The sequence below is a fragment of the Nostoc sp. genome (assembly GCF_036919595.1).
Taxonomy (GTDB): domain Bacteria; phylum Cyanobacteriota; class Cyanobacteriia; order Cyanobacteriales; family Nostocaceae; genus Nostoc.
On the sequence record NZ_JBALCO010000007.1, the window covers coordinates 1 to 26,492 of the forward strand.

Consider the following 26,492-nt stretch of genomic DNA (forward strand, 5'->3'; position numbering starts at 1 on the left):
GGATGAAGGGGCTGCCGTCGGCAGCCCCTTCATCCCCCTTTAAAACGATTATCATTATTGTTAATGGAATAGTTTATTCTCTGGAAGTCCCTTAATTTCTCATAATTAATAATACTGTTGTGTCTTCTTTTTTACTTTATATTGAACACATGATTCCTCTTGCACGTAGTCATGGATTTAACATTCATATTTCCAGTTGCAAGATATAAGCCGACCACGGGCGCGTTCTTCGCTCCCGCAAAATATAAAACAAGCACATTTTAATGATATTCCTCAAAGCCATACTGTATAAAGGTTTTCAAATGTGCAAGTTAAGAAATACTTAAATATATGTTTTAGTGATCGCTCGTTTTTTGCCTGACATGACAAAATCGCGTTGTTCCCAAGTCAGCGTGGGTTAGCCATTGCATTACAGATTCACTCTGAGTACCTCGATGCAATTGTCAGGGCAATACCCATTGGTGCATCAGATGTCAGAGTTAAATTTCAACGATTATATCCTTCTTTGGCTCTGTCATAATTTTCTTGGCAGACTACTAGTAGCTCGATTTGTTACGCTTCCTGCTTAATTTTGCACTTGTTCCCTTAAGTTGACAATGCCATTCTACGCAGCTTTAAACTGATTTGGTATGACTATCAATTTCACGTTTTTGTATATAGATGTGACGATTAATAAAATACTGACTCAGTAATGATTCTGAGAGATATTTAGCACCTCTAATAACTCCAAGACATTGTTTAGAGTTACATAAGCAATCAAAAGGGCGATGTAATTCCCACTCTGTACTAGGATAGAACATGGTAATTTGCTCACCTTCTTCAATGTCACGTATCGCACATAATTCTAAAGATTCAACATTAACAATTGTATTGGGATCGCATGAGTTATTAAGAAATAAGACATATTTTTCCCAACAGATATGCTTGTCAGCATTGATTTGAAGGCTTTGAGAAGTAGGATAAGGTAAGACTCGGTAATTTTTAATTTGATGAAATACAGTTCCTTTTTTGATTCTTTGTTCGGCAACTAAGTGTTTTCCGTATGTTTGGCTATGTGCTAAAGTAATCATAATCTTGACAAGGGCTTTCATCTCTTATAACTGTTACTTGAAAATTGTAATGGGTGCGGCTCTTTTAAAAAGAGGAAGAATGAAGTTAGACAAGTATTGGGAGTGATGGTGGAGTAAGAGAGCAGCAAGCTTGAGTTACCCGTTTCATCAAAGGAATACCATCAAAATACAAGCACAGATGATTACGCTCATATTCTTGCCGTAAATGGAAGCGCTAGTATTCATCCCAATCACCACTAATATGGAGGGAACGAAGACGTAAAACAGCTTCCGCACCTGTTAGGCTCCACCTCGCGCCAGTGATATCCATATCTGGAGCCTGTCTTTTTGCCCTGATGATTGTTTCCAAAGCTTATGATGACAGCACTCCTATTTCTACTTTTTATCAGAATACCGTCTTTTGATAAGAGCCGCAGCCATTTATAAATCTATAAGCTGAGGCAGTATAGCTCAAACAGTACTTCCTTATTGAAGAATGTCTTCAACGCTCCATACATGTTTCATCAACATTTTGTTGTATACGACCTCGGAACACTTGGTCATAAAAGTAACGATAGGATGGTTCAACCACCATAATCTTAGGCTCAATTAGCTTGTGCAATGCTTGAACATTGCACATTGGAACACCTTGGTGGTAATGGTGCGCTGTGTGAATATTATTACCATTGACAAACCAAGACATTAACCTTGAAGTATTGATAGTACGAGTGTTACTAAGTACATTTGCATCGGTTTGAGTGTTTAAGCCAAAGTGTTCTGGCATCTCTATCATAAAGTGTACTCCTTCCGCTAACAGTAATGATGGCACCCACCAAGCTAAGATAAATATAGATGTACCAGTGTATACCGTAAGGACAATACTAGCCACGAGAAGCATGAAGTTAAATAAATATTCCTGCTTTATATTACGGTTATAATTTTCCTTCTCAATTCCAGGCAAGGGGCGCCAGAAAATTGTCAGTAGTGTGAAATGAGCGATGCGTTTGTAGCGAGACAGATCAAAGAATGAAAGAGTTAACCCAAGTAATGAATTAAGGTTTTGAAAACGGTAGTCAAAGTGTTCTTTATTACGGAAAGAACCTAAATAAGCATGGTGACGCAAATGGTCATATCGGTAGTGTGAGTAAGAATTCATCATGAAAATACCACAAATTATCCCAAAAAACCGATTAAGCTTTGGAGAAAGGAAGGCATGTCCATGAAGGCACTCATGCTGTAGCTCCACTAAATGAGCATACATTAAACCGTTAACTATCATTGCTAAAAGTATTAATGACCAGAATGGTTTGAACAAGATCGTTATCCAGCTAATAATTACTAGTGCAAGAGCAAATGATAACTTCGCTATAAATATTGCAGGCTTACGATTAAATAATTCTCGCGGCAGTTGTTGCCGTTCGTCCTTACCACTGACTGGTGCTAACAGAACATTGACATCCCCTTCTAGATTATCTTCAAATAGACTTTTTTGATCTTTGATACTTTGAATCATTTCTACCTCTTAAAATGTTTACTGGGATATCATGGCATCATTACAAACTAAAGTTTTAGAATGTCTAACTTACAAAAGTTTTAGTACGACAGTTGTCAATATCAATACTTCGGACAAAATTAGGCAGCAATAACACCGTAAGAGCGTAAGTTTTGGTAGTTAGGATTGGATTTAATAACAGTCGGCAAGAGACCTAACTTTGAAATAAAGGTGTCGAGCAAATAGTCATTGAGTGCCCGTCGTTTGACACTTGCCATTGAAAAGACAAAGGGTTTTTGACTCGATTGCTGTCGATAAGCATCGAGCTTGGCAATATTTAAGGCGGTGAAACTGGCATTGAAATGAAAGTCAAGCTTTTTGACATCACGGGCTTGATAATCACTCAGTCCCGTAAACTGTTTAGCATCATGAAAAACAAATTTGATTTGAAAGCGCAGCTTACAGAAACAATAAATCTCGTTTGCCGATTGGTTAATATCTGTTGAGAATAGAACTGAGTAACTCGGTTTGTTAAGGTTACGGCGGTCGAGTAAATAAGCCAGACGGATCTTACGCTTGAGTGAAACGTACCATATAACTGCTGTGTAGAGTTCAACCCCTTCAAGCAGTTCGCGTACCCAAGTCAAGCGAGTAGGGTCGGCGAAATCAACTTTGCCATCATATTTGCGTTTAGCTTCCCGCTTTTTCTGTTCACCCTCGAACACATATCGTAGATTCGCATCTCGGCGCAGCTTACTGATGACATTCAAATTCAGAGCAACGACCCCAGTGACAAATGGCTCCAAGGCATAGGCTCCATCAACTGCAAGATAACGAATTTAGGGAGGTAATTGAGGTTGAGCAATTACCAGGTGGTGGAGATAGTAGTCCCGAGGTCTTTCTCTAGCATTCGACAAAGTTCAGACCAGTCATGGTAAACTTGTGGCTCACCATCCCATAGATATAAGTTTGACTTGGCAGACTCGGTTTCATAAAGGATCTTCTCAAAAATAGAAGCGTCTAATTCATCCTTCAACTGAGCCTTATTCAGATGATACAAAAAGCCTTGATCGTTCCATTGAAAACACGTTTCGCATCTTAAATTGCATTGATAGGTAAGTTTAACACCAATCTCTTGTGGAATTTCAGTAGCAAAGCTTGGAGAATTCTGTCTGCCTCGATTTGTCTTAGATAGAAGCTCGATATCTCGCTTCATTCTGTTGAACGTTTCTCGATCAAACTTAACCGCAGTCTTAAAATGCATTTTGGTAACTGCTTTATTCTTGTGTGTAAGTTACGGGCTATATTTTCTGATAAAAAGCAGTACTAGGACAAAGATCCCAGACCATAAGAGGTTAAGCCGATCTGAGAGCAGATTTTCCCTCACTTCTAAGTTCCACGCTTCAATGTTAGAATACATGAGTTTTGACTTGATAGTTTGATGTTTCTTACTTTATTAACAAAAGTTTTTGTTGGTGAAAAATAAAAAGCAAATTGACCATAATTAAGTCAAGTTAAGCACATATATGACTATAACTTGTTCTCAACCAATAGACTTATCTGCAAAACGTAAATGCTTACTATGAACGGGTTTAAATGATTCAGATTGAATAGGCAATCGCTATTTTAGTCTACGAACAAACAAGTGTTTTCAGGCGTTCATGGATAAAAAAATACACATAGGGGTGAAAGACATAAAAGGTTAAAACTCCCAGGGCAAACGCATCTAAAGTATAAAAATCCTTTAATAGCAAGGGTTTCGGCGTTTTATAATTTAGTCTATTTTTTGATCAAGATCATTACCCAGTAAGGGTTTCAGAAAAGCCGTGCGTTCATCCTGTTAAAACTCCTTATCCAGAAGGGGACGAGGAATTTAGTAATAGGTAACAATTACCTACTACCAAAGCCGCTTTTGATGAAATCAATTCAAGGATAAAAAATTAATCTACAGCTTCAGGATTTACGCAGTTGGTGGAAGAGTTAAGGATCTGCTAAGTAGGAACGCACAGCTATATGGTTTTTGCGTCGCAATCAAGAAGTTGATGTATTCAATAGCGGTATATTTCGGTGGATTCATTCCCTCTTTCTACTACATTTTAAGTTCAACTGCGTAACTCCTGAGCTTAATCAACAGGATAATCAAGGTTGATACCAAATATCTTACTTATCCTACTTTTTTAATAAAACTTAATATTACATCTTTGTTTATGAGAAAATATAATTTTTAAAAAGGCTTGACAAGTGAATTGTGTTTTTACTAATGTTCTGTAATAGCAATCCTATTTTATTTGTGAAATTCTCTGTCTAACTCTTTGCTTGGCTAGTTTGCCGTCTCTTTTGCGGTAAGCCACTTCTTGTCTAATGCTATTCATTCCAAAAAAAACTTTCAAAAATAAAATCGGATTTTTATACTTAATCAACACAGCAACTAAAAATTCAAAATTAGAATCATATTTATGATGATGAATCTTTTGCAGAGTGAAACAATTCACGATATTTTTTCAGCACAAGTCGAAAAAACTCCTGAGAATATTGCAGTTGTTGATGAAGACTATGAATTTACCTATACAGAACTAAATCAAAAAGCAAATCAAGTTGCTTATTTTCTGTCAATTCGCTACAAAATAAAACCAGATGATGTAGTTGGGATCATCATTAAAAGATCCGCATGGACAATTATTGGAATACTGGGTATTTTAAAAGCGGGAGCAGCTTATATTCCAATTGATCCAACCTATCCCGAAGAGCGAAAAACATATATGCTCAATGATTGTGCTTGCAAAATAGTGTTGACAGATAAAGAATCACCCAGCACCTATTTTGACTTAGAAAAATATCAAATATGTAATATTAAAGAGTTAGTAAATCAACAACTGGACTACAACCATCCTTCTATAGTTTCAGGCAATAACTTAGCTTATTTAATTTATACTTCTGGCTCTACTGGAAATCCTAAAGGGGTAATGATTGAACACAGAAATATTATCAATACTTTAATATGGAGACAAGAATACTATGGTTTTAACCCCTCAAATGTTAATCTCCAGTTTCCTTCTATTTCATTCGATAGTTCAGTAGTAGATATATTCAGCATCCTGTGCTCTGGAGGAAAGTTAGTACTACTGAAGGAAGAATTACGAACAGACTTAGAGTATATAGAAAAATTAATCGCTAAATATCAAGTCACCCATTTTTTGACTGTTCCATCTTTCTACTGGATTATATTAACTGAATGTTATAAAAAATTATCTAGTCTTAAGGCTGTGACACTTGCGGGAGAAGCTGTAGGTCAAGAAATAGTCAACTCACATTTTGCCTTATTACCAAAAGTAGAATTAATTAATGAGTACGGTCCAACAGAAAATTCAGTATGTTCAACGGCATGTAAATTAAAGCCAGAGGAAAAAGTAATTACTATAGGCAAGCCCATTTCAAATGTGAAAGCATATATTCTTGATGCACAGTTAAATCAAACTGCACCAATGGAAGAGGGGCAAATTTGTTTAGCAGGAAAAGGCTTGTCGAGAGGATACTGGCGAAATGAAGAATTAACAGCACAAAAATTTATCCAAAATCCTTTTAGAGAGTCAGGGGAAAGATTATATTTAACCGGAGATTTGGGACGGATTAATCTAGATGGAAATATAGAATTTTTAGGAAGAATAGACGAACAAGTCAAAATTAGAGGATATAGAATAGAGCCAAGAGAAATTGAAGATGTTTTATTAAAATACCCAGAAGTAAAAGAAGCTGTAATTGGTGCAAAAGAAGTGCTTCCTTTGCAAAGGGAGTTAGTAGCCTATATCAGAAGTGAGAAAAATATATCTGATGAGGAACTCAAAAAGCATTTGGGTAATGTACTCCCCAACTACATGATACCTACTTACTTTGTGTTTCTTGATAAAATTCCGCGTACACTTAATGGAAAATTAAATAAAAATGCCTTGCCTTATCCAGCTAGAAAAAATGAGCATCAGTATATTGCACCCCAAACTAGCCTGGAACACGAAATTGCCCAAATTCTACAGGAATTGCTTGGAATTCAATACATTGGAATAGAAGATAATTTTTTCAAAATTGGTGCTCATTCCTTAGTTATCGCTCAACTTGTAGCTAGAATTAACAAGACTTTAGAAATAAATGCGACTTTAAAGGATGTATTTGACAATCCAACTATAGCAAGTTTAGCCAGTAAAATTGAAACTTCACCTTTTCAAGAAACCGCACATTCTCCCATTCCCGTGGTTTCTCGTGACTCATATATTCCTCTAACCTTCCAGCAAGAACAGGTATGGTTTCTCCATAAGCTTGTTCCGAACAATGTAGCCTATAACGCTCAGTTTACTATTCAATTTCAAGGAGAACTAGATAAAGAAATTCTGGAAAAGAGCCTTAGTGAAATTATTAAAAGACACGAAATTCTCCGAACGACTTTTCCTGAGGTGAACGCAGAGGCTGTTCAGAGCATTCATTCACCCTGGGAGGCACAAATTTTAACAATAGACTTGCGGGATTTACCTGAACAGCAACGTGCAGAGCGTGCTGAGGAATTGATTAAGCAAGAATTGGCAAAACCGTTTGATTATACACGCCTTCCGTTGATTCGGTGGTACTTATATCAACTAGGAGAACTGGAGTATGTCTTCCTCAATGTTGAGTTTCATTATGTTCATGATGGCTGGTCAGTAAGCACATTTTTACGAGAACTAAAAGCACTATATGATGCTTATAAAAAAGGGAAACCTTCTCCATTTGAGGAAATGCCTCTTCAATTAGCAGATTATGCTGCATGGCAACGCAGCTCTGTACAAGAAAGTTTATTCAACTACCAGCTTGCATATTGGGAAAAACAATTGGCAGGCTGTCAATTTATCCTTAACTTGCATACAGATAGACCCAGACCTAAAGTACCAAGTTTGAAAGGGGGGCTGATACGACAAGACCTACCCGTAGAATTGTATCGGTCTTTGCGAAAATTAAGTCATGAAAACGGCGTAACTTTATTTACCACTTTATTTGCTGCATTTTCTAACCTGTTGTTCAGATATACAGGTCAAGAGGACATACTGATAGGTACAGCTACAGCTAACAGAAGGCGCAAGGAAACTGAAAATGTACTTGGGATGTTGGTGAATATGATTCTCTTGCGTGCCAACCTTGCAGGTAATCCAACCTTCAAAGAACTACTTGTCAGAGTACAAAAAACTTTATTTGAATCACTTGAACACCAAGACATTCCCTTTCAGAAAATTGTCGAAAAGGTCTACCCGAAACGGGTACCTGGAATGAATCCTCTTTTCCAAGTAATATTCAGCTTCCATGACAGTCCTGTACCTGATCCAGATTTTTTGGGATTGAAAGGTCATTTAACCATTAGACATAGTGATAGTGCAAAAGTAGATATCGAGGTTATCTGTGTTCCAATTGCAGAACAAAGGATTGGTAGAGAGGAACGGGAGGATAATGACAGACTCACTCTAATGTGGCAGTACAACAGCGACTTGTTTGACCGGGAAACCATGCAAAAGATGATTGCTCATTTCCTGATCATGCTTGAGGAAATAGTAGCCCAGCCAGAAATCAGAATTGGTCAAATTGAGATGTTAACAAAGGTAGAAAAGACCAAGTTGTTAACAGAACTCAAAGGTACAAAAGTAGTTTATCCAATAGGGGCAACTATACACAGCTTATTTGAAGAGCAGGTAAAAAAGACCCCGGACAATATTGCCGTAATCTGTGATGAAAAACAATTAACGTACAGAGAACTAAACACAAGAGCAAATCAGTTAGCTCATTACCTAAGAGAACATCACCACATCAAGTCAGATGATGTGGTCGGACTGATGGTAAATCGTTCAGAACAGATGATTGTTGGTCTTTTAGGAATATTAAAAGCAGGTGGAGCCTACCTTCCTCTTGAGCCATTATCTCCTGAAAACCGACTCTCATATATGATTCAAGACAGTGCAGTCAAGGTAATACTAACACAAACAAGTTGTAGTCAAAACCTGCCAAGTGATCGCCAATCAGTATTGCTTTTAGATGTGCTATCAGAAGAATTGCATACATATCCGACTACCAATCTGCAACTAACCAACACTGGAGATGACTTAGTTTATATTATCTACACTTCAGGTTCAACCGGAAAGCCTAAAGGAGTACTCGCTAAACACAGTTCCCTAGTAAGTTTAGTGAATTGGTATGCCAAAACCTTAAACTTAGTAGAACCTGATTCGATGTTGCTAATAGCCCCTTTAAGTTTTGATCTGGCACAGAAAAATATATTCGCTCCGTTGGCTGTTGGCGCTAGCATCTACCTATCAGAAAGAATGATTGGTAACTACGACACTATTGCAGATACAATAGCCAAACATCAGCTAACACTAGTCAACGCTAGTCCAAGTGCATTGTATCCATTGTTGGAAACTAAATACTTTGACAAACTTAATTCTTTACGAAAATTGATTTTTGGTGGGGAACCAATTAACATTCAAAAATTAACTTTGTGGATGATATCACCACATTGCCAAACAAAAATTATCAATGGTTACGGCCCGACAGAATGCACCGGTGTAGTTTCTGCTTATACAGTTGAGGGAGATTTGCCAACCTTAGAGCGAATTCCCATCGGTAAACCAATTGATAATACATACATTTATATCTTGACTAACCAACAGCAATTATTACCACCAGGAATTGTTGGTGAAATTTGTGTTAGCGGTGTAGGACTAACAAGAGGTTATCTTAATCAAGAAAGCCTAACTAGAGAAAAGTTTATCTCCAATCCATTTGTACAAGGGGAATACTTATACCGTACTGGTGATATGGGAAAGTTGTTACCCGACGGCAACATTGTATTTATAGGACGTAACGACGAGCAAGTTAAAGTTAGAGGTTATCGGATAGAACAAGGAGAAATTGAGGCTAACTTACAAACCTACGATAAAGTTTCACAAGCAGTAATACTTACTAAAGAAGATGAAAGGAACAATAAATATCTGGTTGCATATATAGTTGCCCAAGAAGAAATCAATGTCACAGAAATTAGAATTCATCTGAAGCAAACGCTACCAGAATACATGATACCAACATATTTTATACAGGTAAAGCAACTTCCCTTAACTCCTAATGGTAAAATAGATAAGCAAGCTCTACTAATACTCGAACAAGTTAGCCTAGATACAGGAATTGCTTACCAGTCGCCCAGAAATGATACAGAAAAAAAACTTGCAGCGATTTGGCAGGAAGTTTTAAAAACAGACAACATAGGAATCAAGGATGATTTTTGGGCTTTGGGAGGACATTCTCTGCAAGCAACTCGTGTCATTTCTAGAGTGCGAGAAATATTTCAACTAGAACTTCCCCTAAATAGTATGTTTGAAGATACTACTTTAACAGAGTTGTCTAAACGCATAGATTTCTTAATGTGGAATCAGAAAACTGTACAAATAAATACAAACAGTTCAACAATACTTGAGGAGTTTGGAGAGATTTAAAAATCAAGCGTTGGGTAGTAAAAATATGAATGAAGCGTTGGAAAATACGATATGTTTACATTGCGGTAATACATTGGGATATTACCAAAACTTCTTAAACAAAATAATTTGTCCTAATTGTGCCTATGAATACCCTATTATTAAACAAAAAATTCCGATTTTATTAAAAAATCCTTACAAATACCTTGCTGAAATTTTATCTGAATACGAAAAATACATTCAAGAAAGTGAAATTCGGATTCAAGAGATAGTAGCATCTGATAAGAAAAATCCCCGGCGCTCTCAAGTTATAAAAGCAATTGAATCGGGGATTATTTTCAATAATCAATATATTCAATTACTCCAGGAGCAGATATCTAAACATATAGAATTAAATCAGTTAATAAAAATTGCTACTCATGAAAAATATTATGGTTACTCAGCAAACTTTAGCTATTTGCAACGAGACTGGTGTTGGCTACCAGAAGGAGAAGAGGAATTAGAACTGATTCATAATACACTCCTAAAATATATTCTTTCCTTCGACACTGAACGCGATGCTGCAATAGTACTTGGTGCTGGTACAGGAAGGATAGCGTGGGATCTTCGAGATAAATATAAATGGATGTACGCAACAGATTTATCCTACACAATGGCCGCTTTCTTTTATGATTTACTAGAAAAAGAAATTGTTTTTTATGAAATAAACGAGAAAAATATTTTTTATGACACAGAAGCAACACGCTGCTTAACAGCTACAATGTATCCTCCAGATAAGAAAGGTGTCGAAATTCAGCAACCTAGTAGCGAAAACTTTTCTTATTTTATCGGAGATGCATTACATCTTCCTTTTGCGGAACATTCTTTATCAACAGTTATATCTGTTTATTTCACAGATGTAATTCCTCCCCAATTACTATTCGCAGAAATTGCCAGAGTACTCAAACAAAATGGAATATTTATCCACTTTGGCCCACTTGCTTACCATTTTAATGATTTGTCTTACAGTTTAGCAGCTAACGAGATTAGAGCTTTATTGAAACAACACAATTTTGAAATTTTAGCTGAAGATACAGTTCCCACTTTTCATAAATCTTCTTCTGTGTCGATGTCATCTAAACTTTATCGTAACTGGACTTTTGCTGCTATCTGGTCTGGGTTTACTTAGGCTTTTCACTACCCATTGGGCTAAAAATACTCAACTAGTACTCAATAATTTGCTGCTCAAGTATAATTAGCTTAATTCCTTAACATTTTAAAATAATCAAGTATCTTGAGTATTTTATCCCTCATTTAACTTCAAAATTATTTAAAAGGAAATATTCCCAAATGGAAATTTTTAATCCTCTTACATATATTGATTTTTCAAATCTAAAGGAATTTTACACATTGACGAAGAAAGTATTGATAGATTTAGCTAGCGACAAAGAGATGTTTAGACTGTTACTAAACTCGGTTGCAGGAAACTCTTACTTACTTTCTTTAACTGAACATCATGATGTTTTAGATAAAGTAGTTCTATATGAAGATGCCTCTCAAGGAATACGTATAAGAATGCACATATACTTACAAGAATATTCTGGTAGACCACATAACCATACATGGCCTCTCTCTAGTTTAATTCTACATGGAGGTTATCAACATCATTTGTATGGTGATGGTAAAGATTGGAATGAAAATATAGATATAGAGAAATTAAGACCTTTAATGATTAGAGAAGAAAAAGTAGGCTCAATGTACACTCTTGATCCTGACACAGTTCATTCTATATCAACACAACCCTATACTGTATCTTTAGTTGTAATAACACCTCATCTTAAAGAGCGTTTTTTAGTAGCAGATAAAAAAACAAATACAGCTTTTTGGCAATACGTAGTAAAACATAAGATGCCAACAGAAATGCAAAACAAATCAATGTCATTAAGTTATTTCAACAGTTTAGTTAGTAAGATTGATGACTTTAATTTAATATAAAATATATTACATTGTTGTGAGAAAATAAAAAGTTAGATAAGAATATAAATGTGATTTCATGAAAGTTGAATTTAATTGATCAGTAATTGTTTAGCAATGTCTGCGACAAGGTATTCTCATGTTATATCAAATCTGGTAGCATCTGAATGATTAAAAAACTGCAGAGACGTTGAGGGCGCAGAGGAAGAGGAAAGAGGAATAATTTCGATACAAACGGATTTGATATTACTTATCGAAGGATGATTAATAAAGACCTGAAATAAGCTATATTCCTTAAAGGAGATGACGATAAATTTGCACAGTGAGTAAATGAAAACAATCTCGGTTTAACTGAAGGAAAAAAATTGTATATAGGCTCATTAATTTAGGAGTATCAGTTATGAAAAAAAATGAAGGTTTAGCATCATTCATGGCTGATCTCCAGAAAATGGAGATTAAGCTTTGGGTTGAAGCGGGCAAATTGAAGTATCAAGCTCCTTCTAGTATCATGACTAAGGCGTTGCTCCAGGAAATTACAGAGCGTAAAAGCGAAATCATTGATTTCCTCGGTTCAGCAGAAAACAGTTTTTCTTCTTTTATCCAACCCATTCCTCGTGTAGATCGGAATGCTAGTTTGCCATTATCTTACGCTCAACAGCGCTTGTGGTTTTTAGACCAGTTAGAGGGTTTGAGCCCTACTTACAATATTATAAAAGCTTTCCAGGTAGAAGGTGCGATCACTATTCCTGTATTTGAGCGGTGTCTCAATGAGTTAATCAAGCGACATGAAATATTAAGAACAAGCTTTAAAAGTGTGGATGGTCAGGTCAGCCAAGCGATCGCACCTGCACTGCAACTATATGTGTCACAAGCCGATTTACGCAGTTTACCCAGTGAAGAACAGCAAGCAGAGGTGAAAAGGTTAATTGGGGAAATATCAGTAGCACCCTATGACCTTTCTCAAAGCCCTTTATTGAAAGTAAAATTTTTGTGGTTACAAGAAAATTCTGGCATCCTGTTGATAGGAATGCACCATATTATTTCTGATGGTTGGTCTTTGAGCGTTCTAATTAAAGAACTCACAATTTTATATACTGCCTTCTCTGCTGAAAAGCCTTCTCCCTTACCTGAATTACCCATTCAATACGCAGATTTTTCAGTTTGGCAACGTCAACGATTAAGTGGAAAAGTATTAGCACATTTAAAATATTGGCAGGAAACCCTAGCAGGTGCGCCAGAGTTCCTGCAACTACCGACTGACTATATTCGACCTTTAACTCAAACTTTTAAAGGATCAACGAAGAATTTTAGTTTAGGTAAAGTATTGACACAAAAGTTGCAAACCCTGAGTAAAGAGTTGAATGTGACGCTCTTTATGACTTTGTTAGCCGCTTTTACTGTCCTTTTATATCGTTATAGTCATCAAGAAGATATTGTCATTGGCTCTCCGATCGCTAACCGTAACCGTAAGGAAATAGAATCATTAATTGGTTTTTTTGTCAATATGTTGGTGTTGCGGATCGATGTCTCAAGAGATCCTGCTTTTAGTGAACTAATCCAACAAGTTAAAAAAGTAACTTTGGGAGCTTATGACCACCAAGAACTGCCTTTTGAAAAATTGGTAGAAGAATTGCATCCAGAACGAAATTTGAGTTATGGACCCCTTTATCAAGTGTCTTTTGTATTGCAAAATACTCCGAGAGAAGTATTTCAACTACAGGATATAACTATTAGTTCCTTGAATGTTAAACCCGATATTTCTAGGGACGATCTTACGATGTTTTGCTGGGAATCAGCAGAGGGTTTGCAAGGCTCTGTAGAATATAGCACAGATTTATTTACAGAAGCCACGATCGAGGGAATGATTAAGGTATTCCAAACATTGTTAGCAGGAATTGTTACTAACCCCGAACTGCCTATTTCTCAGATTCCTTTGCTCGATGAGAGCGAAAAACAACAATTAATTTCAAAATGGCAGCCTATTACCGAACCTTTTTTCACAGAAAAATGTATTCATCATCTATTTGAAGCGCAGGTAGCAGCAAATCCGCAAAAAATAGCAGTAATTTCTCAGGGTTCGGAAATAACTTATGAGGAATTGAATCGAAAAGCGAATCAATTAGCACATTATTTAAAAAAACAAGGATTAGTCCCAGAAGCAGTGGTAGGCATATATCTGCAACGGGAGATAGAGATGATAATAGCGTTTATGGGTGTACTGAAGGCAGGGGGTGCTTATGTTCCCTTAGACCCACAATATCCCCAGGAACGCCTCGCCTATATGTTAGAGGATGCAGCGATTTCCTGCTTAGTAACTAAGGAGAATATAATCTCTGAGTTACCTACATCAAGTATCAGGAGAATTTATCTTGATACACAAGCAGGGGAGATTTTTCAAGAACCGACAAGTGATATTTGCAGTGAAATTAACTCAGAAAATTTAGCATGTATTATATATACATCCGGGTCAACAGGAACTCCCAAAGGGGTAATGATTACCCATCAGTCTTTGGTAATTTTTACCGAAACAGCCATAAAAGATTATCAGTTAGATGAGCAAGATAGAATATTACAGTTTTTTTCTATCAGTTTTGACGGAGCGTTGGAAGAAATTTATCCTTCCTTAAGTTGTGGTGCCACTATTGTGCTTCGCACCGATGATATGTTGAGTTCTGTTCCCTATTTTTTCCAAAAATGCCAGGAATGGAAGATTACAGTTTTGGATGTGACAACTGCTTATTGGCATCAGTTAGCCGCAGAATCAGGAAAGCCTGACTGCAAGTTGCCGACATCTGTGCGCTTAATTATCTTTGGAGGTGAGCGATTGCAAGCAAGGCAGGTGGCGCTGTGGCAAAAGAATGTAGGGTATTATCCGGAAGTAATTAATGTTTATGGACCTACGGAAGCTATTGTTGCCGCAACGCTTTACAGACTTTCAGCATTTAATGGTGTGGATGTCAAACTCAAAGAAGTACCAATTGGACTACCTTTGAGTAACTGCCAAGTTTACATTCTCGATCAACATTTACAGCCGACTCCTGTTGGTGTTCCCGGTGAACTTTACATTGGTGGTGCAGCTTTAGCTCAAGGCTACCTTAATCAACCAGATTTGACCCAGAAAAAATTTATTGTTAACAAGTTTAGTTCTGATTCAAAAGCGCGGTTGTATAAAACAGGGGATTTAGTACGTTATACATCGGATGGCAATATAACGTTTTTAGGTAGATTAGATGATCAAGTGAAAATTCGTGGATTTCGGGTCGAACCGGGAGAAGTTGAGAACATCCTGGCAAAGCATCCACTGGTGAAAGAAGTGGTAGTTGTTCCCATCTCAAAGTCAGATACTAAGTATTTAGTGGCATATCTGGTGGCTGAAAGCTCATCACTAACATCTGCAAATGAAGGGTTGAATACAGCCTTGCATTTACAGCAGGTGTTACAGTGGAAAGAATTATTTAGGGACTCATATTCTCAACAATTTAGATCCGAAGATTCAACCTTCAATATAGTAGGCTGGAACAGCAGTTATACGCGATCGCTAATTCATAAAGAAGAAATGCGGGAATGGGTAGAGCAAACTGTTGCCAGAATTAGCAGTCTTAAACCTAAGAATGTGTGGGAAATTGGCTGTGGCACAGGTCTTTTGCTCTTTCGGCTTGCTCTTGATTGTCAGCACTACTTAGGAACAGACTTCTTGCCAGAAGCTTTGGCTTTTGTGCAACAGCAATTACAAATACAACCTCTGCCAATGGTAGAACTAAGGGAACAGGAGGCAGATAATTTTGCGGGTATAGCAGCTGGCAAGTATGACACAGTAGTCATCAATTCTGTGATCCAATATTTTCCTAATATTGATTATTTATTACGTGTTTTACAGGAAATTGTAAAGCTGCTGCCGCAGCAAGCAAACATATTTATTGGTGATGTGCGTAGTTTACCACTTTTAGAAGTATTTCACACGTCAGTAGAACTTTATCAAGCAGAAGTTGCTCTGAGTCCTGACCAATTACAAACTAAAGTGCAAAAACGCATTGCTCAGGAAGAAGAATTACTGGTAGATCCTGCATTTTTCTATGCTCTGAGCCGCCATATACCTTCAATTAGTGGTGTACAAGTGTCACTAAAACGAGGGAAGTATCTAAATGAAATGACTAAGTTTAGATACGATGTAACGTTACAAATAGGACAAGAAGACATCCCTCTTAAGGAAGACCTCAGTCTAGATTGGGAAAAAGATAAGCTGACTTTGCCTGAAATCCGTCGTATTCTGACGCAAGCAAAACAAGAACGACTGATTAAAATCACCAATGTGAAAAATGCGCGTCTTTTCTCAGATATCAAAGGTATAGAATTACTTACAGACTACGGGAAATATGATACATTTCATCAATTGCAACAAGCGTTAGCAAATATCCCTGCAACTGCGGCTGACCCAGAAGATTTTTGGAACTTGGGCAAGGAATATGCTTGGAATGCCAACATCAGCTGGTCGTTTTCAGGAAATCTTGGTTGCTTTGATGTGTTTTTGAGTCGGGAGGAGAATGCAACATTTTCCACTTTCGGTCATAGAGAGTTTTTCCGACCCTGGAATCAGTACACAAATAACCCCCTGCAAAGTAAATTTGCCAATCAGTTATTACCGGAAATACGTGCCTTTGTTGCCAATAAACTACCAGAGTTTATGCAACCTTCTGCATATATCATATTGGACTCTTTACCTCTTACAGCTAATGGCAAGATTGACCGAAAAGCATTACCTACACCAGACTACAGCCGACCTGTAATTGGCGATCTTGTTGCACCTCGTACTAGGATCGAAGAATCTTTGGTGAATATCTGGCAGGAGTTGCTGGAAATTAAGCGAGTAGGAATTCAAGATAACTTTTTTGAATTGGGTGGACATTCCCTGCTTGCTACTCAAGTAATTTCTAGAGTGCGAGAATTATTCCAAGTGGATTTGTCGGTTCGGGTATTGTTTGAAAATTTGACTATAGCAGGTCTTGCTTCGGCAATTGAAACCAGCCTGTTAACAAATCAAACTATAACAGGGCATCCATTACAACCTGTTTCTAGAGAACAGGCATTAAAAGTATCGTTTGCCCAAGAAAGGTTTTGGTTTATGCATCAGTTGGCAGGGAACAATCCTGCCTACAATGTCTCTTGTGCGCTGCATTTAAAAGGAAAACTCAATATTAAAGCCTTGGAAGCAAGTGTATCCGAGATTATACGCCGTCATGAGATTTTGAGAACCACTTTTCCAACAGTTGCCGGACAACCAATTCAGGTAATTGCACCATTTGTAGCTATGCCATTAGACATAATGGTACTGCCAGCTTTATCTGAAAGCAGTCGGATGCAAGAAATGCAGCGTTTAATCCAGCAGGCATCTCAGCATTGCTTCGCTCTTACCTCTCAACCACTGATGCGATCGCAATTAATTCGCCTGGGCGAGGAAGAGAACTTATTCATACTGATCATGCACCACATCGTTTCTGATGCTTGGTCAGTTGGTATCTTCATGAAAGAACTATCGGCTTTATATGAGGCCTTTAACAGTGGTAAGCCTTCGCCCTTACCTGAATTGCTGATTCAGTCTGCCGATTTTGCTGCATGGCAACGCACCACATTCTTTGGGGAAATTCTTGAGAAACAACTGAGCTATTGGAGAAAGCTGCTGGCAGGAGCCTCGCCCTTGTTAGAGTTACCTACGGATTATCCACGTCCGCCAGTTCAACAGTTTCGTGGTGCAAGTCATTCCTTTGCCCTACCGCAAGACGTACATCAAGGGTTATTGTCTCTGAGCCAACGAGAGGGATGCACGTTATACATGACTCTGCTAGCAGCTTTTCAAACTTTACTATATAGATATACCGGACAGGAAGACATTATTGTTAGTACTGGCATCACTAATCGTAACCATCCGAAACTGGAAGACTTGATTGGATGTTTTATTAATATTTTAATCTTGCGAACTGACTTGTCAGGTAATCCCAAGTTCACAGAACTGATGCAGCGTGTCAGAGAAGTAACCTTACAGGCTTATGCTCATCAAGATTTACCCTTTGAGCAGTTGACAGTAGCCATAAATCAGGAACGAGATTTAAGTTATCATCCGGTCGCCCAGGTGATGTTTATTCTGCAAAATTCTCCACTGCAAACCTTGAAATTACCAGAAATTACCGCTACTTCGCTCAAAATTCAAGGGGCAACATCACAACTAGATTTGAATTTGCAGATGTGGGAGACACCTAACGCCTTAGAAGGATATATCTCCTATAATACAGACTTATTTGAAGCAACTAGCATTGCTCGAATGCTAGATTGCTTTACCACACTCCTACAAACTATTGTCATCAATCCCGACGAAAATATTTCGACATTACCCTTGTTGAATGCCACAGAGCGGCAAAAAATTCTACTCGATTGGAATGCTACGGAAACAGCCTTTCCAGAAGATCAATGTCTCCACCAATTATTTGAGTTGAACGTTGAAAAACATCCTGATGCGATCGCCATCTGCTACGGGCAAGAACAAATAACTTATGGTGAACTCAACAACAGAGCAAACCAATTAGCTCATTACTTGCAAAAAAAAGGAATAAGAACAGATGCGATCGCCGTTCGCGAAGCGTGTCCAATAGGACAAGGCGGGGCTTTGCCCATCGTTGCCATTTGTATGGAAAAATCTATAGAAATGGTCGTGGGCATACTCGGTATTCTCAAGGCTGGTGCAGCATATTTACCTTTAGATCCATCTTATCCCAAAGCTCGCCTAGCTTTTATGCTAGAGGACATCAACGCCCAGATTGTTTTAATTCAGCACCAGCTGGTTTCTGCGCTCCCAGCCCAAGAGCGTCAAGTGATCTGTATAGATGCAGATTGGCAAGATATTGCTGCCAGCAGTATCGAAAATCCACATTCAGGAGTCCAGCCCTCTCACCTCGCCTACGTAATTTATACTTCTGGTTCCACTGGTAAACCCAAAGGAATAGCTATCAATCATCTTGGGGTAGTAAATAACATTACAGACCTTAACCGTAGTTATAGGGTAGGGTCAGATGACCGCGTACTGGTGTTGTCTTCCTTAAGTTTTGATATGTGTGTCTATGAAACCTTGGGACTTCTCGCCGCTGGAGGTACGCTGATTGTCCCCAGTCAAGCGATTGCCAAAGACCCTGCCCAATGGGCCAGATTAATCCAACAGCACCAGGTAACAGTTTGGAATTCCGCACCTGCCCTGCTGAAAATGCTAGTCGATTACGTCAGCAGCCGACCAGAAATATGGCCTAAATCTATCCGTGTAGCTTTTTTAGGCGGAGATTGGATTCCTACTACCTTACCACAACGATTGCAAGAGTTAACCGATGGTACAGAAGTAGTTTGTATGGGAGGGGCAACAGAAGCTTCGATTCATTCAATTCTTTATCAGGTTGATACTACTGACCCCAATTGGAAAAGTATTCCTTATGGGAAACCGATGGCGAATCAAAAAGCCTTTATTCTTGATCCACATCTTCAACCTGTTCCTATTGGCGTTCCCGGAGAACTGCATCTTGGTGGTATAGGCTTGGCTCGTGGTTATTGCGATCGCCCAGAATTAACTCGGATGAAATTTATTCCTGCTCCTTTTAGTGAAGTGCAAGGAGGGCGTATTTATAAAACAGGTGACTTAACTCGTTACTTGCCAGATGGTAATATTCAATTATTAGGTAGAATCGATTACCAAGTCAAACTACGAGGGCATCGCATCGAACTGGGGGAAATCGAAGCGGAGTTGAGAAAGCATACTGCTGTCAAAGAATGCGTAGCATTGGTAATTGGCAACTCTATGGACAGCGCTACACAAAGATTAGTGACTTATGTAATTCCTACACAGCATCCTCACCCTTCCCCCGAAGAATTACGCCATTTTCTCAAACAAAAATTACCCGAATATATGCTGCCATCAGCATATATGCTCGTAGACAAATTTCCTCTTTCCCCTAATGGTAAGATCGATAGGCTAAAGCTGTTAGAGTTGACACCTGAGTCTTTAGAACTTACATCATCAGACACTTTTGTCCTTCCCCGTTCTCCCTTAGAGCAAGTCATCGCGCTCATTTGGGTAGAGGTACTGAGAGTGAATAGTATGGGTATAAATGATAACTTTTTTGCCATAGGAGGACATTCTCTTATCGCCACCCAGGTAATCAACCGCTTGCAGGAAATTTTCCCAATTGAGGTAGCTTTACGGTTGATTTTTCAATCACCTACAGTTGCTCAAATGGCTGAGACTATGGAAATTCAGGGGAAACAGATGCAAATTAATCTTACCCAAATCTCAGAAATATTCTTACAAGTTCAGGCACTGTCTGAAGAGGAAATCACAAAAATGCTTGCTGAAGATATCAGGCAATAACTGACAGCGAGCGGGAGCATATTCCATCCGTTGGTTAATATGTCGTCATTTTGTGAGTGTAATAGTTCAGAAAAGTTAGTAAAAATATATGATATGACCATCTCTAAAACCTTACTCTCAAGCTTGTCAGAAATAGGAGATGAACTTCTCCAACAGAATGACCCAGTTTTGCATAACCTTCTCTTGCAAGAATATCACCGACAGATGAATTCACTTTACATGGTTGCATCCTCTAGCATCGCCGATCCTTCTGTGTTGGCTGGAGGTATGATTGCTACCAACGTGACGACAGAAGGCTATCCGGGAAATAGGTATCATGCGGGATGTAAGTATGTCGATGAAATCGAGAACTTAGCTATAGACCGGGCTAAAGCAGTTTTTAAAGCACAGTATGCAAATCTTCAACCCCATTCTGGCAGTTCTGCTAACCAAATTGTGCTATTCAGTCTGCTGAAACCCGGAGATACGATTTTGGGGATGGAACTTAATAGTGGTGGTCATCTTACTCATGGCGCCAAAGCTTCTGTGACAGGTCAATATTTTTGCCCTATTAGTTATACCGTCAACAACGATGGTTGGCTTGACTATGAGGAAATTCTCCAGTTAGCGCGGCAGTATCAACCCAAATTGATTATTTGTGGAGCTAGTTCTTATACTCGGACGATCTACTATCAAAAATTTAGGGAAATAGCTGATCAAGTGGGAGCTTATCTATTAGCTGATATTTCACATGTTGCTGGACTTGTGGTCGCTGATGCACATCCTAGTCCTATAGACCACGCTCATTTTACAACAACAAGTACTTATAAACAATTATTTGGCCCTCGCGGGGGTCTAATTTTGATTGGCAAAGACTATGAAAAACTAGGCCCGGATAATAAGAAAACGCTGGCTGAAACCATCCAAAAAGCTGTTTTTCCCTTCTTTCAAGGTACACCAAACCTGAGCGCGATCGCAGGTAAAGCCATTATGCTGCAAAGGCTTTCTACTCAGGAATTTAAAACATTGGCACATCGAATTATAAGCAATGCCCTAGCCTTAGCCAGTAACTTGAAGGAAATGAATTACAAAGTCATTACTGGAGGTACAGATACTCATATGGTAATGGTTGATGTTCATGCAAGTGGGGTCACAGGTCTGGGAGCCGAGCTAGCGTTGGAAGCCTGTAATATCATTGTGAACAAAAATAAAATCCCTGGTGACCGAGCAAACGCAAGGGTAACTAGTGGTATTCGCTTAGGAACTAACGTACTAGCCTTGCGAGGGATGGGTGCAAAAGAAATGTCTCAATGTGCTGAATTAATTCATCAAGTAATTTCCTCTCTCAAGAAAACTGACAAGGAAAATTATGTATTAGATCAACAGATACAGGAATCAGTTTGTACCCAAGTAAAACAACTGTGTAATAGTTTCCCCTTACCTAATTACCCATTTTAATATCATTATGTACGCTGAAAGACTTATCGTTTAGCCGTACAAGGAGAAAAAGTCACAAACTATATTCATGATGATGGAATAAAAATAATATTACATTTTTTATCAGAAAGCTCTGGAGCACTTTGCTCTCACTGTAGAAACTTAAGTTATAGGATACATCATTATTTTGGCAGGGCAAACGCATCTAAAGTACTCTTGATCAAGACCAAGATTAAGACCCAACGAAAAATCAGTATTTCTGGCTTTATTTATTTTCCAAGGCTCAAAGCAATCGCTAAAATGTTTATCAATAAGTAGGGCTTAATGAGATTATTCTTGAGTCTATTGAGAATAGAATAGTCTTATTGACATGATGCGGCCGCCCTGATTATTTTGGGGAAGGTATTGTTTAAAAAACCGGGTTTCTCAAAAAATAGCTTTTTTAGAAAAAAATTTCTGCCATGAGCGCTATAAACGATTCTTCATCCAACGCAAAGCAAGAACTATTCAAACACCTGCTGAAGAAAAAAGGCATACTTTTGACCAGTGAAACCATTAAGCGCCGAACCCAATCGACTCCTGCACCTCTCTCCTTTGCAGAGCAACGACTCTGGTTCCTCAACCAACTGGAGGGAGAAAACAACACCTACAATATACCCTTTGCAAAGCTTCTTAACGGCAACCTCAATCTAGCTGCCCTCGAAAAAGCGATCGCGGAAATTCTGCGGCGTCATGAAGTCCTACGTACCCGGTTTCAGGTGATAAATGGTACTCCGAGGCGGATCATTGACCCTGAAATAACCCTGACTCTAAAAGTAGTAGATTTACAGGATTTACCAGAAGCCGAACACTTAACTACTGTGAAACGGTTAGTCACAATAGAGGCGGATAAACCTTTTGACCTTGCCAACGAGCCGCTGATACGAGTGCATTTGTGGCGAGTGAGTTTTCAGTCCCACGTGCTGCTGATAAATATACACCATATCGTCTCCGATGGCTGGTCATTGGGAATACTTACTCAGGAGTTGTCCGCTCTCTATAAAGCTTTTTTATCAGGAGAATCCAGTCCCTTACCTGAGTTACCCATCCAGTATACCGATTTTGCTGTTTGGCAGCGCCAGTGGTTGACTGGGGAAGTCTTGGAGAAACAACTTGGCTACTGGAAGCAGCGACTTGCCGGGGCACCTGAAGTGCTAGCTCTCCCAATTGACCGTCAGCGCCAAGCTGTGCAAGCTTTCCGAGGCGCATATGTGTCATTTTTATTACCAAACTATCTATTAGAGGCACTCAAAACGTTAAGTAAACGCACGGAAGTCACCTTGTTCATGACGCTATATGCAGCGTTTATTACCTTGCTTTCTCGCTATACTGGCTCTGATGACATTATAGTAGGCACGCCGATTGCTAACCGCAATCGTCCGGAAATCGAAGGGTTAATTGGCTTTTTTGCCAATACTTTGGTGTTGCGGACTGACTTGTCAGACAACCCCATTTTTGAGGATTTACTGTCAAGAGTCCGGGATATGATGTTGGAAGCTTATGCTCATCAAGACCTACCATTTGAAAAATTAGTAGAACAATTACAGCCTGAGCGCTCCTTAAGTTACATACCACTGGTGCAGGTAATGTTGGTACTTGAGGTGCCAAAGCCCCAGATACAGATGCCTGGCTTAACAGTGAGTCCATTAGCGGTGGAAAAAACCACGGCGAAATTTGATTTAACTTTATTTTTACAGAACAGCGATAAAGGATTAATCGGCACATGGGAATACAATACTGACCTGTTTGATGCTGCCACGATTGATCGCATGACCCGACATTTCCAGACAATACTTGCGGGAATTGTAGCTAACCCTCAACAGAAGGTTTTCTCTTTGCCTCTCCTCACAGAGCGAGAGCGGCACCAGCTATTAATAGACTGGAACAATACTCAAACAGAGTATCCCATAGATAAGTGTATCTATCAGTTGTTTGAGGAACAAGTAGAGCATACCCCAGATGCAGTCGCGGTGGAGTTTGGCAATCAACAACTTACCTACGATGAATTGAACGCCAAAGCAAATCAGTTGGCGCACTACCTGAAATCTTTGGGTGTGAGAGCTGATATGTTGGTAGGCATTTGTATCGAGCGTTCTTTAGAAATGATTGTAGGACTGTTAGGAATTCTTAAGGCAGGTGGGGCATACCTGCCACTCGACCCAAACTATCCTAATGAACGCCTGAGTTTCATGCTTGAAGATGCTCAAGTTCAAGTACTGCTAACTCAACATTCACTTGTTGAGAGATTACCCCAGCATCAAGCGAAACTTGTCTGTTTGGATACTGACACTCAGCTAGTTTCCCAGTTCAGTCAAGACAATTTCATCTCTGGCGTACAAGCGAATAATTTGGGTTATGTGATTTACACCTCTGGTTCTACGGGTAAACCTAAAGGTGTAGCCATGAGTCAGGTTGCTCTTTGCAATTTAATCGAATGGCAACTGGAAAATATGAAGGTTTCTGGTGGAGCAAAAACTCTGCAATTTGCTCCTATCAGCTTTGATGCCTCCTTTCATGAAATGTTCTCTACTTGGCATTCTGGAGGTACATTGGTCTTGATTAGGGAGGAATTGCGCCGAGATCCAGTAGCTTTGTTAGCTTTGATGGAAGACAAAGCGATTGAGAGACTGTTTATTCCCTTTGTTGGCTTACAGCAACTAGCTGAAGTAGCTGTTAGTAGTGAATTATTTACCAGCCATCTGCGGGAAATCATTACTGCTGGGGAACAGTTGCAAATTACTCCCGCCATTTCTCACTGGTTAAGCAAACTAACTAATGATTGTACTCTGCACAATCATTATGGGCCATCAGAAAGCCATGTAGTTACCACTTTTACACTGACTAATTCAGTCCAGACATGGCCCCTACTGCCTCCCATTGGTCGTCCCATTGCTAACACACAGATGTACATTTTAGATAAATATCTACAGCCTGTACCCGTGGGTGTAGCAGGAGAATTATACATTGGTGGTGTTTCTTTGGCGCGGGGCTACCTTAACCGACCACAGTTAACACTTGAGAAATTTATCCCCAATCCCTTCGGTCAAAGCAGGGGGAACTCGGGGTCCCCTTTGGGGATAAGGGGCAAAGGGGGGAGAGGGGAGCAGGGGGGCACAAGGGAAACACAATGGCAATCCTTTAATTACGATCGCCTGTATAAAACTGGGGATTTAGGACGCTATTTACCGGATGGAAACATTGAATTCTTAGGACGCATTGACAATCAGGTTAAGGTGCGAGGCTTCCGAATTGAATTGGGAGAAGTTGAAGCAGTACTGAGCCAGCATGAAGATGTGGAAGGATGTTGTGTTATCGTTCGCGAAGACAACAGGGGTGATAAACGCCTAGTTGCCTACGTGATAGCATATCAGGACTGTACACCTACAATCAACGAACTGCGCCAATTCCTCAAAGCAAAGCTGCCAGAGTACATGATACCCAATGCTTTTGTGATGTTGGAGTCTTTGCCACTAACTCCTAGTAATAAAGTAGATCGTCGCGCCTTACCTGCACCTGATTTACACACCAGCAATTCAGACAAATTTGTTGCACCACGCAACCAATTAGAACTGCAACTAACGCAAATCTGGTCAAAAATTTTGAAAGTCGAGAAGGTGGGAGTACAAGATAACTTCTTTGATCTCGGTGGTCACTCCCTTTTAACTCCATACTTAATGGCTCAAATTAAACAGCAGTTTGGTAAAGATATTGCGATCGCCAGCCTTTACCAAAATCCAACTATTGAACAATTGGCAACTATTGTGCAAAAAGATTTAGATTCTAAGAGTGGATCTCCCTTAGTAGCACTTCAGCCGCATGGTTCTAAGCCACCTTTATTTTGTCTTCCAGGGGCTGCTGGCTATCCCTTTTATTTGTATGATTTAGCCCGTTGTCTGGGTTTGAACCAACCATTTTATAGTTTCCAAGCAATTACTCTTTGTGAAGAAGGAGAACTAATTACTCAAGTTGAGGATGTAGCCGCCCGTTATATTCAAGCACTCTTAGTTGTTCAACCGCAGGGGCCGTATTTTTTGGCAGGGCATTCTTTTGGCGGTAAATTAGCTTTTGAAATGGCGCAGCAGTTACTTCGCAAAGGTCATAAGGTTGCTTTAGTTGCCATTCTTGATACTACGGCACCTTTCTATCAGGAAAATCCCACAGGTTTTGACTGGGATAAGACTGAATGTTTGGTTGAATTAGCAGACACAATCGAAATTATTTATACCAAAAACTTGAATGTTTCTGCTGATACTCTCCAATCTATGGTTTGGGAAGATCAGCTGAAATACGTTTTAGAAAGATTAAAAAATGCTGATATCTTACCTTCTAACGATGATATTACGCTGCTTAATAATATGGTGCAGCTGCTGAAAGCTAACACTTCAGTAAATTATGTGCCACAAGAAATTTATCCAAGCCAAATTACCCTCTTACGTGCCAACGAGACTCTCATTGATGTTTCTGAATCTAATAATGAAGTGCCTTTTGAGATTTTGCAGGATTTGACTTGGGACTGGAGTAAATTTTCTGCCGAACCAGTGGATGTCCATTTTGTCCCAGGCAACCATGTGACAATGATGATTCAACCCCACGTTCAAGTCTTAGGCGAACGGTTGAAAGCTTGCATTGAGCTTGCACAAGAAGCTACACAATAGTTATTTTCTATACTA

General features: G+C 39.0%; 9 protein-coding genes and 2 pseudogenes. 6 read left to right on the top strand and 5 right to left on the bottom strand.

The genetic code is table 11. The features are described 5' to 3' along the window. Nucleotides 1–614 precede the first annotated feature (614 nt). The 5 genes and pseudogenes from V7K21_RS00825 to V7K21_RS00845 all read right to left on the bottom strand — a co-directional run bounded on the left by V7K21_RS00825 (nt 615) and on the right by V7K21_RS00845 (nt 3,757). Nucleotides 615–1,091: an SET domain-containing protein-lysine N-methyltransferase gene (locus V7K21_RS00825; protein WP_335170942.1), complete on the bottom strand. Its 477-nt coding sequence runs from the start codon at nt 1,089–1,091 to the stop codon at nt 615–617. A gap of 64 nt (nt 1,092–1,155) precedes the next feature. Then, a pseudogene (locus V7K21_RS00830) lies at nt 1,156–1,380 on the bottom strand (ISKra4 family transposase); the annotation flags it as partial. A gap of 171 nt (nt 1,381–1,551) precedes the next feature. Then, nucleotides 1,552–2,562 carry a fatty acid desaturase family protein gene (locus tag V7K21_RS00835; protein WP_335170943.1) on the bottom strand — a complete coding sequence of 337 codons (1,011 nt, stop codon included), beginning with the start codon at nt 2,560–2,562 and terminating at the stop codon, nt 1,552–1,554. A gap of 119 nt (nt 2,563–2,681) precedes the next feature. Next, nucleotides 2,682–3,347: a hypothetical protein gene (locus V7K21_RS00840; protein WP_335170944.1), complete on the bottom strand. Its 666-nt coding sequence runs from the start codon at nt 3,345–3,347 to the stop codon at nt 2,682–2,684. A gap of 59 nt (nt 3,348–3,406) precedes the next feature. Beyond that, nucleotides 3,407–3,757, bottom strand: coding sequence for a hypothetical protein (locus tag V7K21_RS00845; RefSeq protein ID WP_335170945.1), 351 nt, complete (start codon nt 3,755–3,757; stop codon nt 3,407–3,409). 1,240 nt (nt 3,758–4,997) lie between these two features. On the opposite strand from V7K21_RS00845, the gene V7K21_RS00850 reads away from it, so the two are divergent. From V7K21_RS00850 to V7K21_RS00875, 6 genes and pseudogenes are all read left to right on the top strand, one after another. Beyond that, entirely contained in the window at nt 4,998–10,037 is a 5,040-nt protein-coding gene (locus V7K21_RS00850; protein ID WP_335170946.1) for an amino acid adenylation domain-containing protein, read from the top strand. Between the two features lie 10 nt (nt 10,038–10,047). After that, nucleotides 10,048–11,184 carry a class I SAM-dependent methyltransferase gene (locus V7K21_RS00855; protein WP_335170947.1) on the top strand — a complete coding sequence of 379 codons (1,137 nt, stop codon included), beginning with the start codon at nt 10,048–10,050 and terminating at the stop codon, nt 11,182–11,184. A 161-nt stretch (nt 11,185–11,345) separates the two neighbouring features. Continuing rightward, nucleotides 11,346–11,990, top strand: coding sequence for a hypothetical protein (locus tag V7K21_RS00860; protein ID WP_335170948.1), 645 nt, complete (start codon nt 11,346–11,348; stop codon nt 11,988–11,990). A gap of 379 nt (nt 11,991–12,369) precedes the next feature. Then, nucleotides 12,370–20,367 carry an amino acid adenylation domain-containing protein gene (locus V7K21_RS00865; protein WP_335170949.1) on the top strand — a complete coding sequence of 2,666 codons (7,998 nt, stop codon included), beginning with the start codon at nt 12,370–12,372 and terminating at the stop codon, nt 20,365–20,367. 93 nt (nt 20,368–20,460) lie between these two features. Continuing rightward, nucleotides 20,461–21,804, top strand: a complete 1,344-nt coding sequence (glyA, locus tag V7K21_RS00870) for a serine hydroxymethyltransferase (RefSeq protein WP_335170950.1) — start codon at nt 20,461–20,463, stop codon at nt 21,802–21,804. Nucleotides 21,805–22,244: 440 nt separating this feature from the next. Beyond that, nucleotides 22,245–26,477 (top strand): annotated as a pseudogene (locus V7K21_RS00875) (non-ribosomal peptide synthetase); the annotation flags it as partial. Nucleotides 26,478–26,492: the final 15 nt, after the last annotated feature.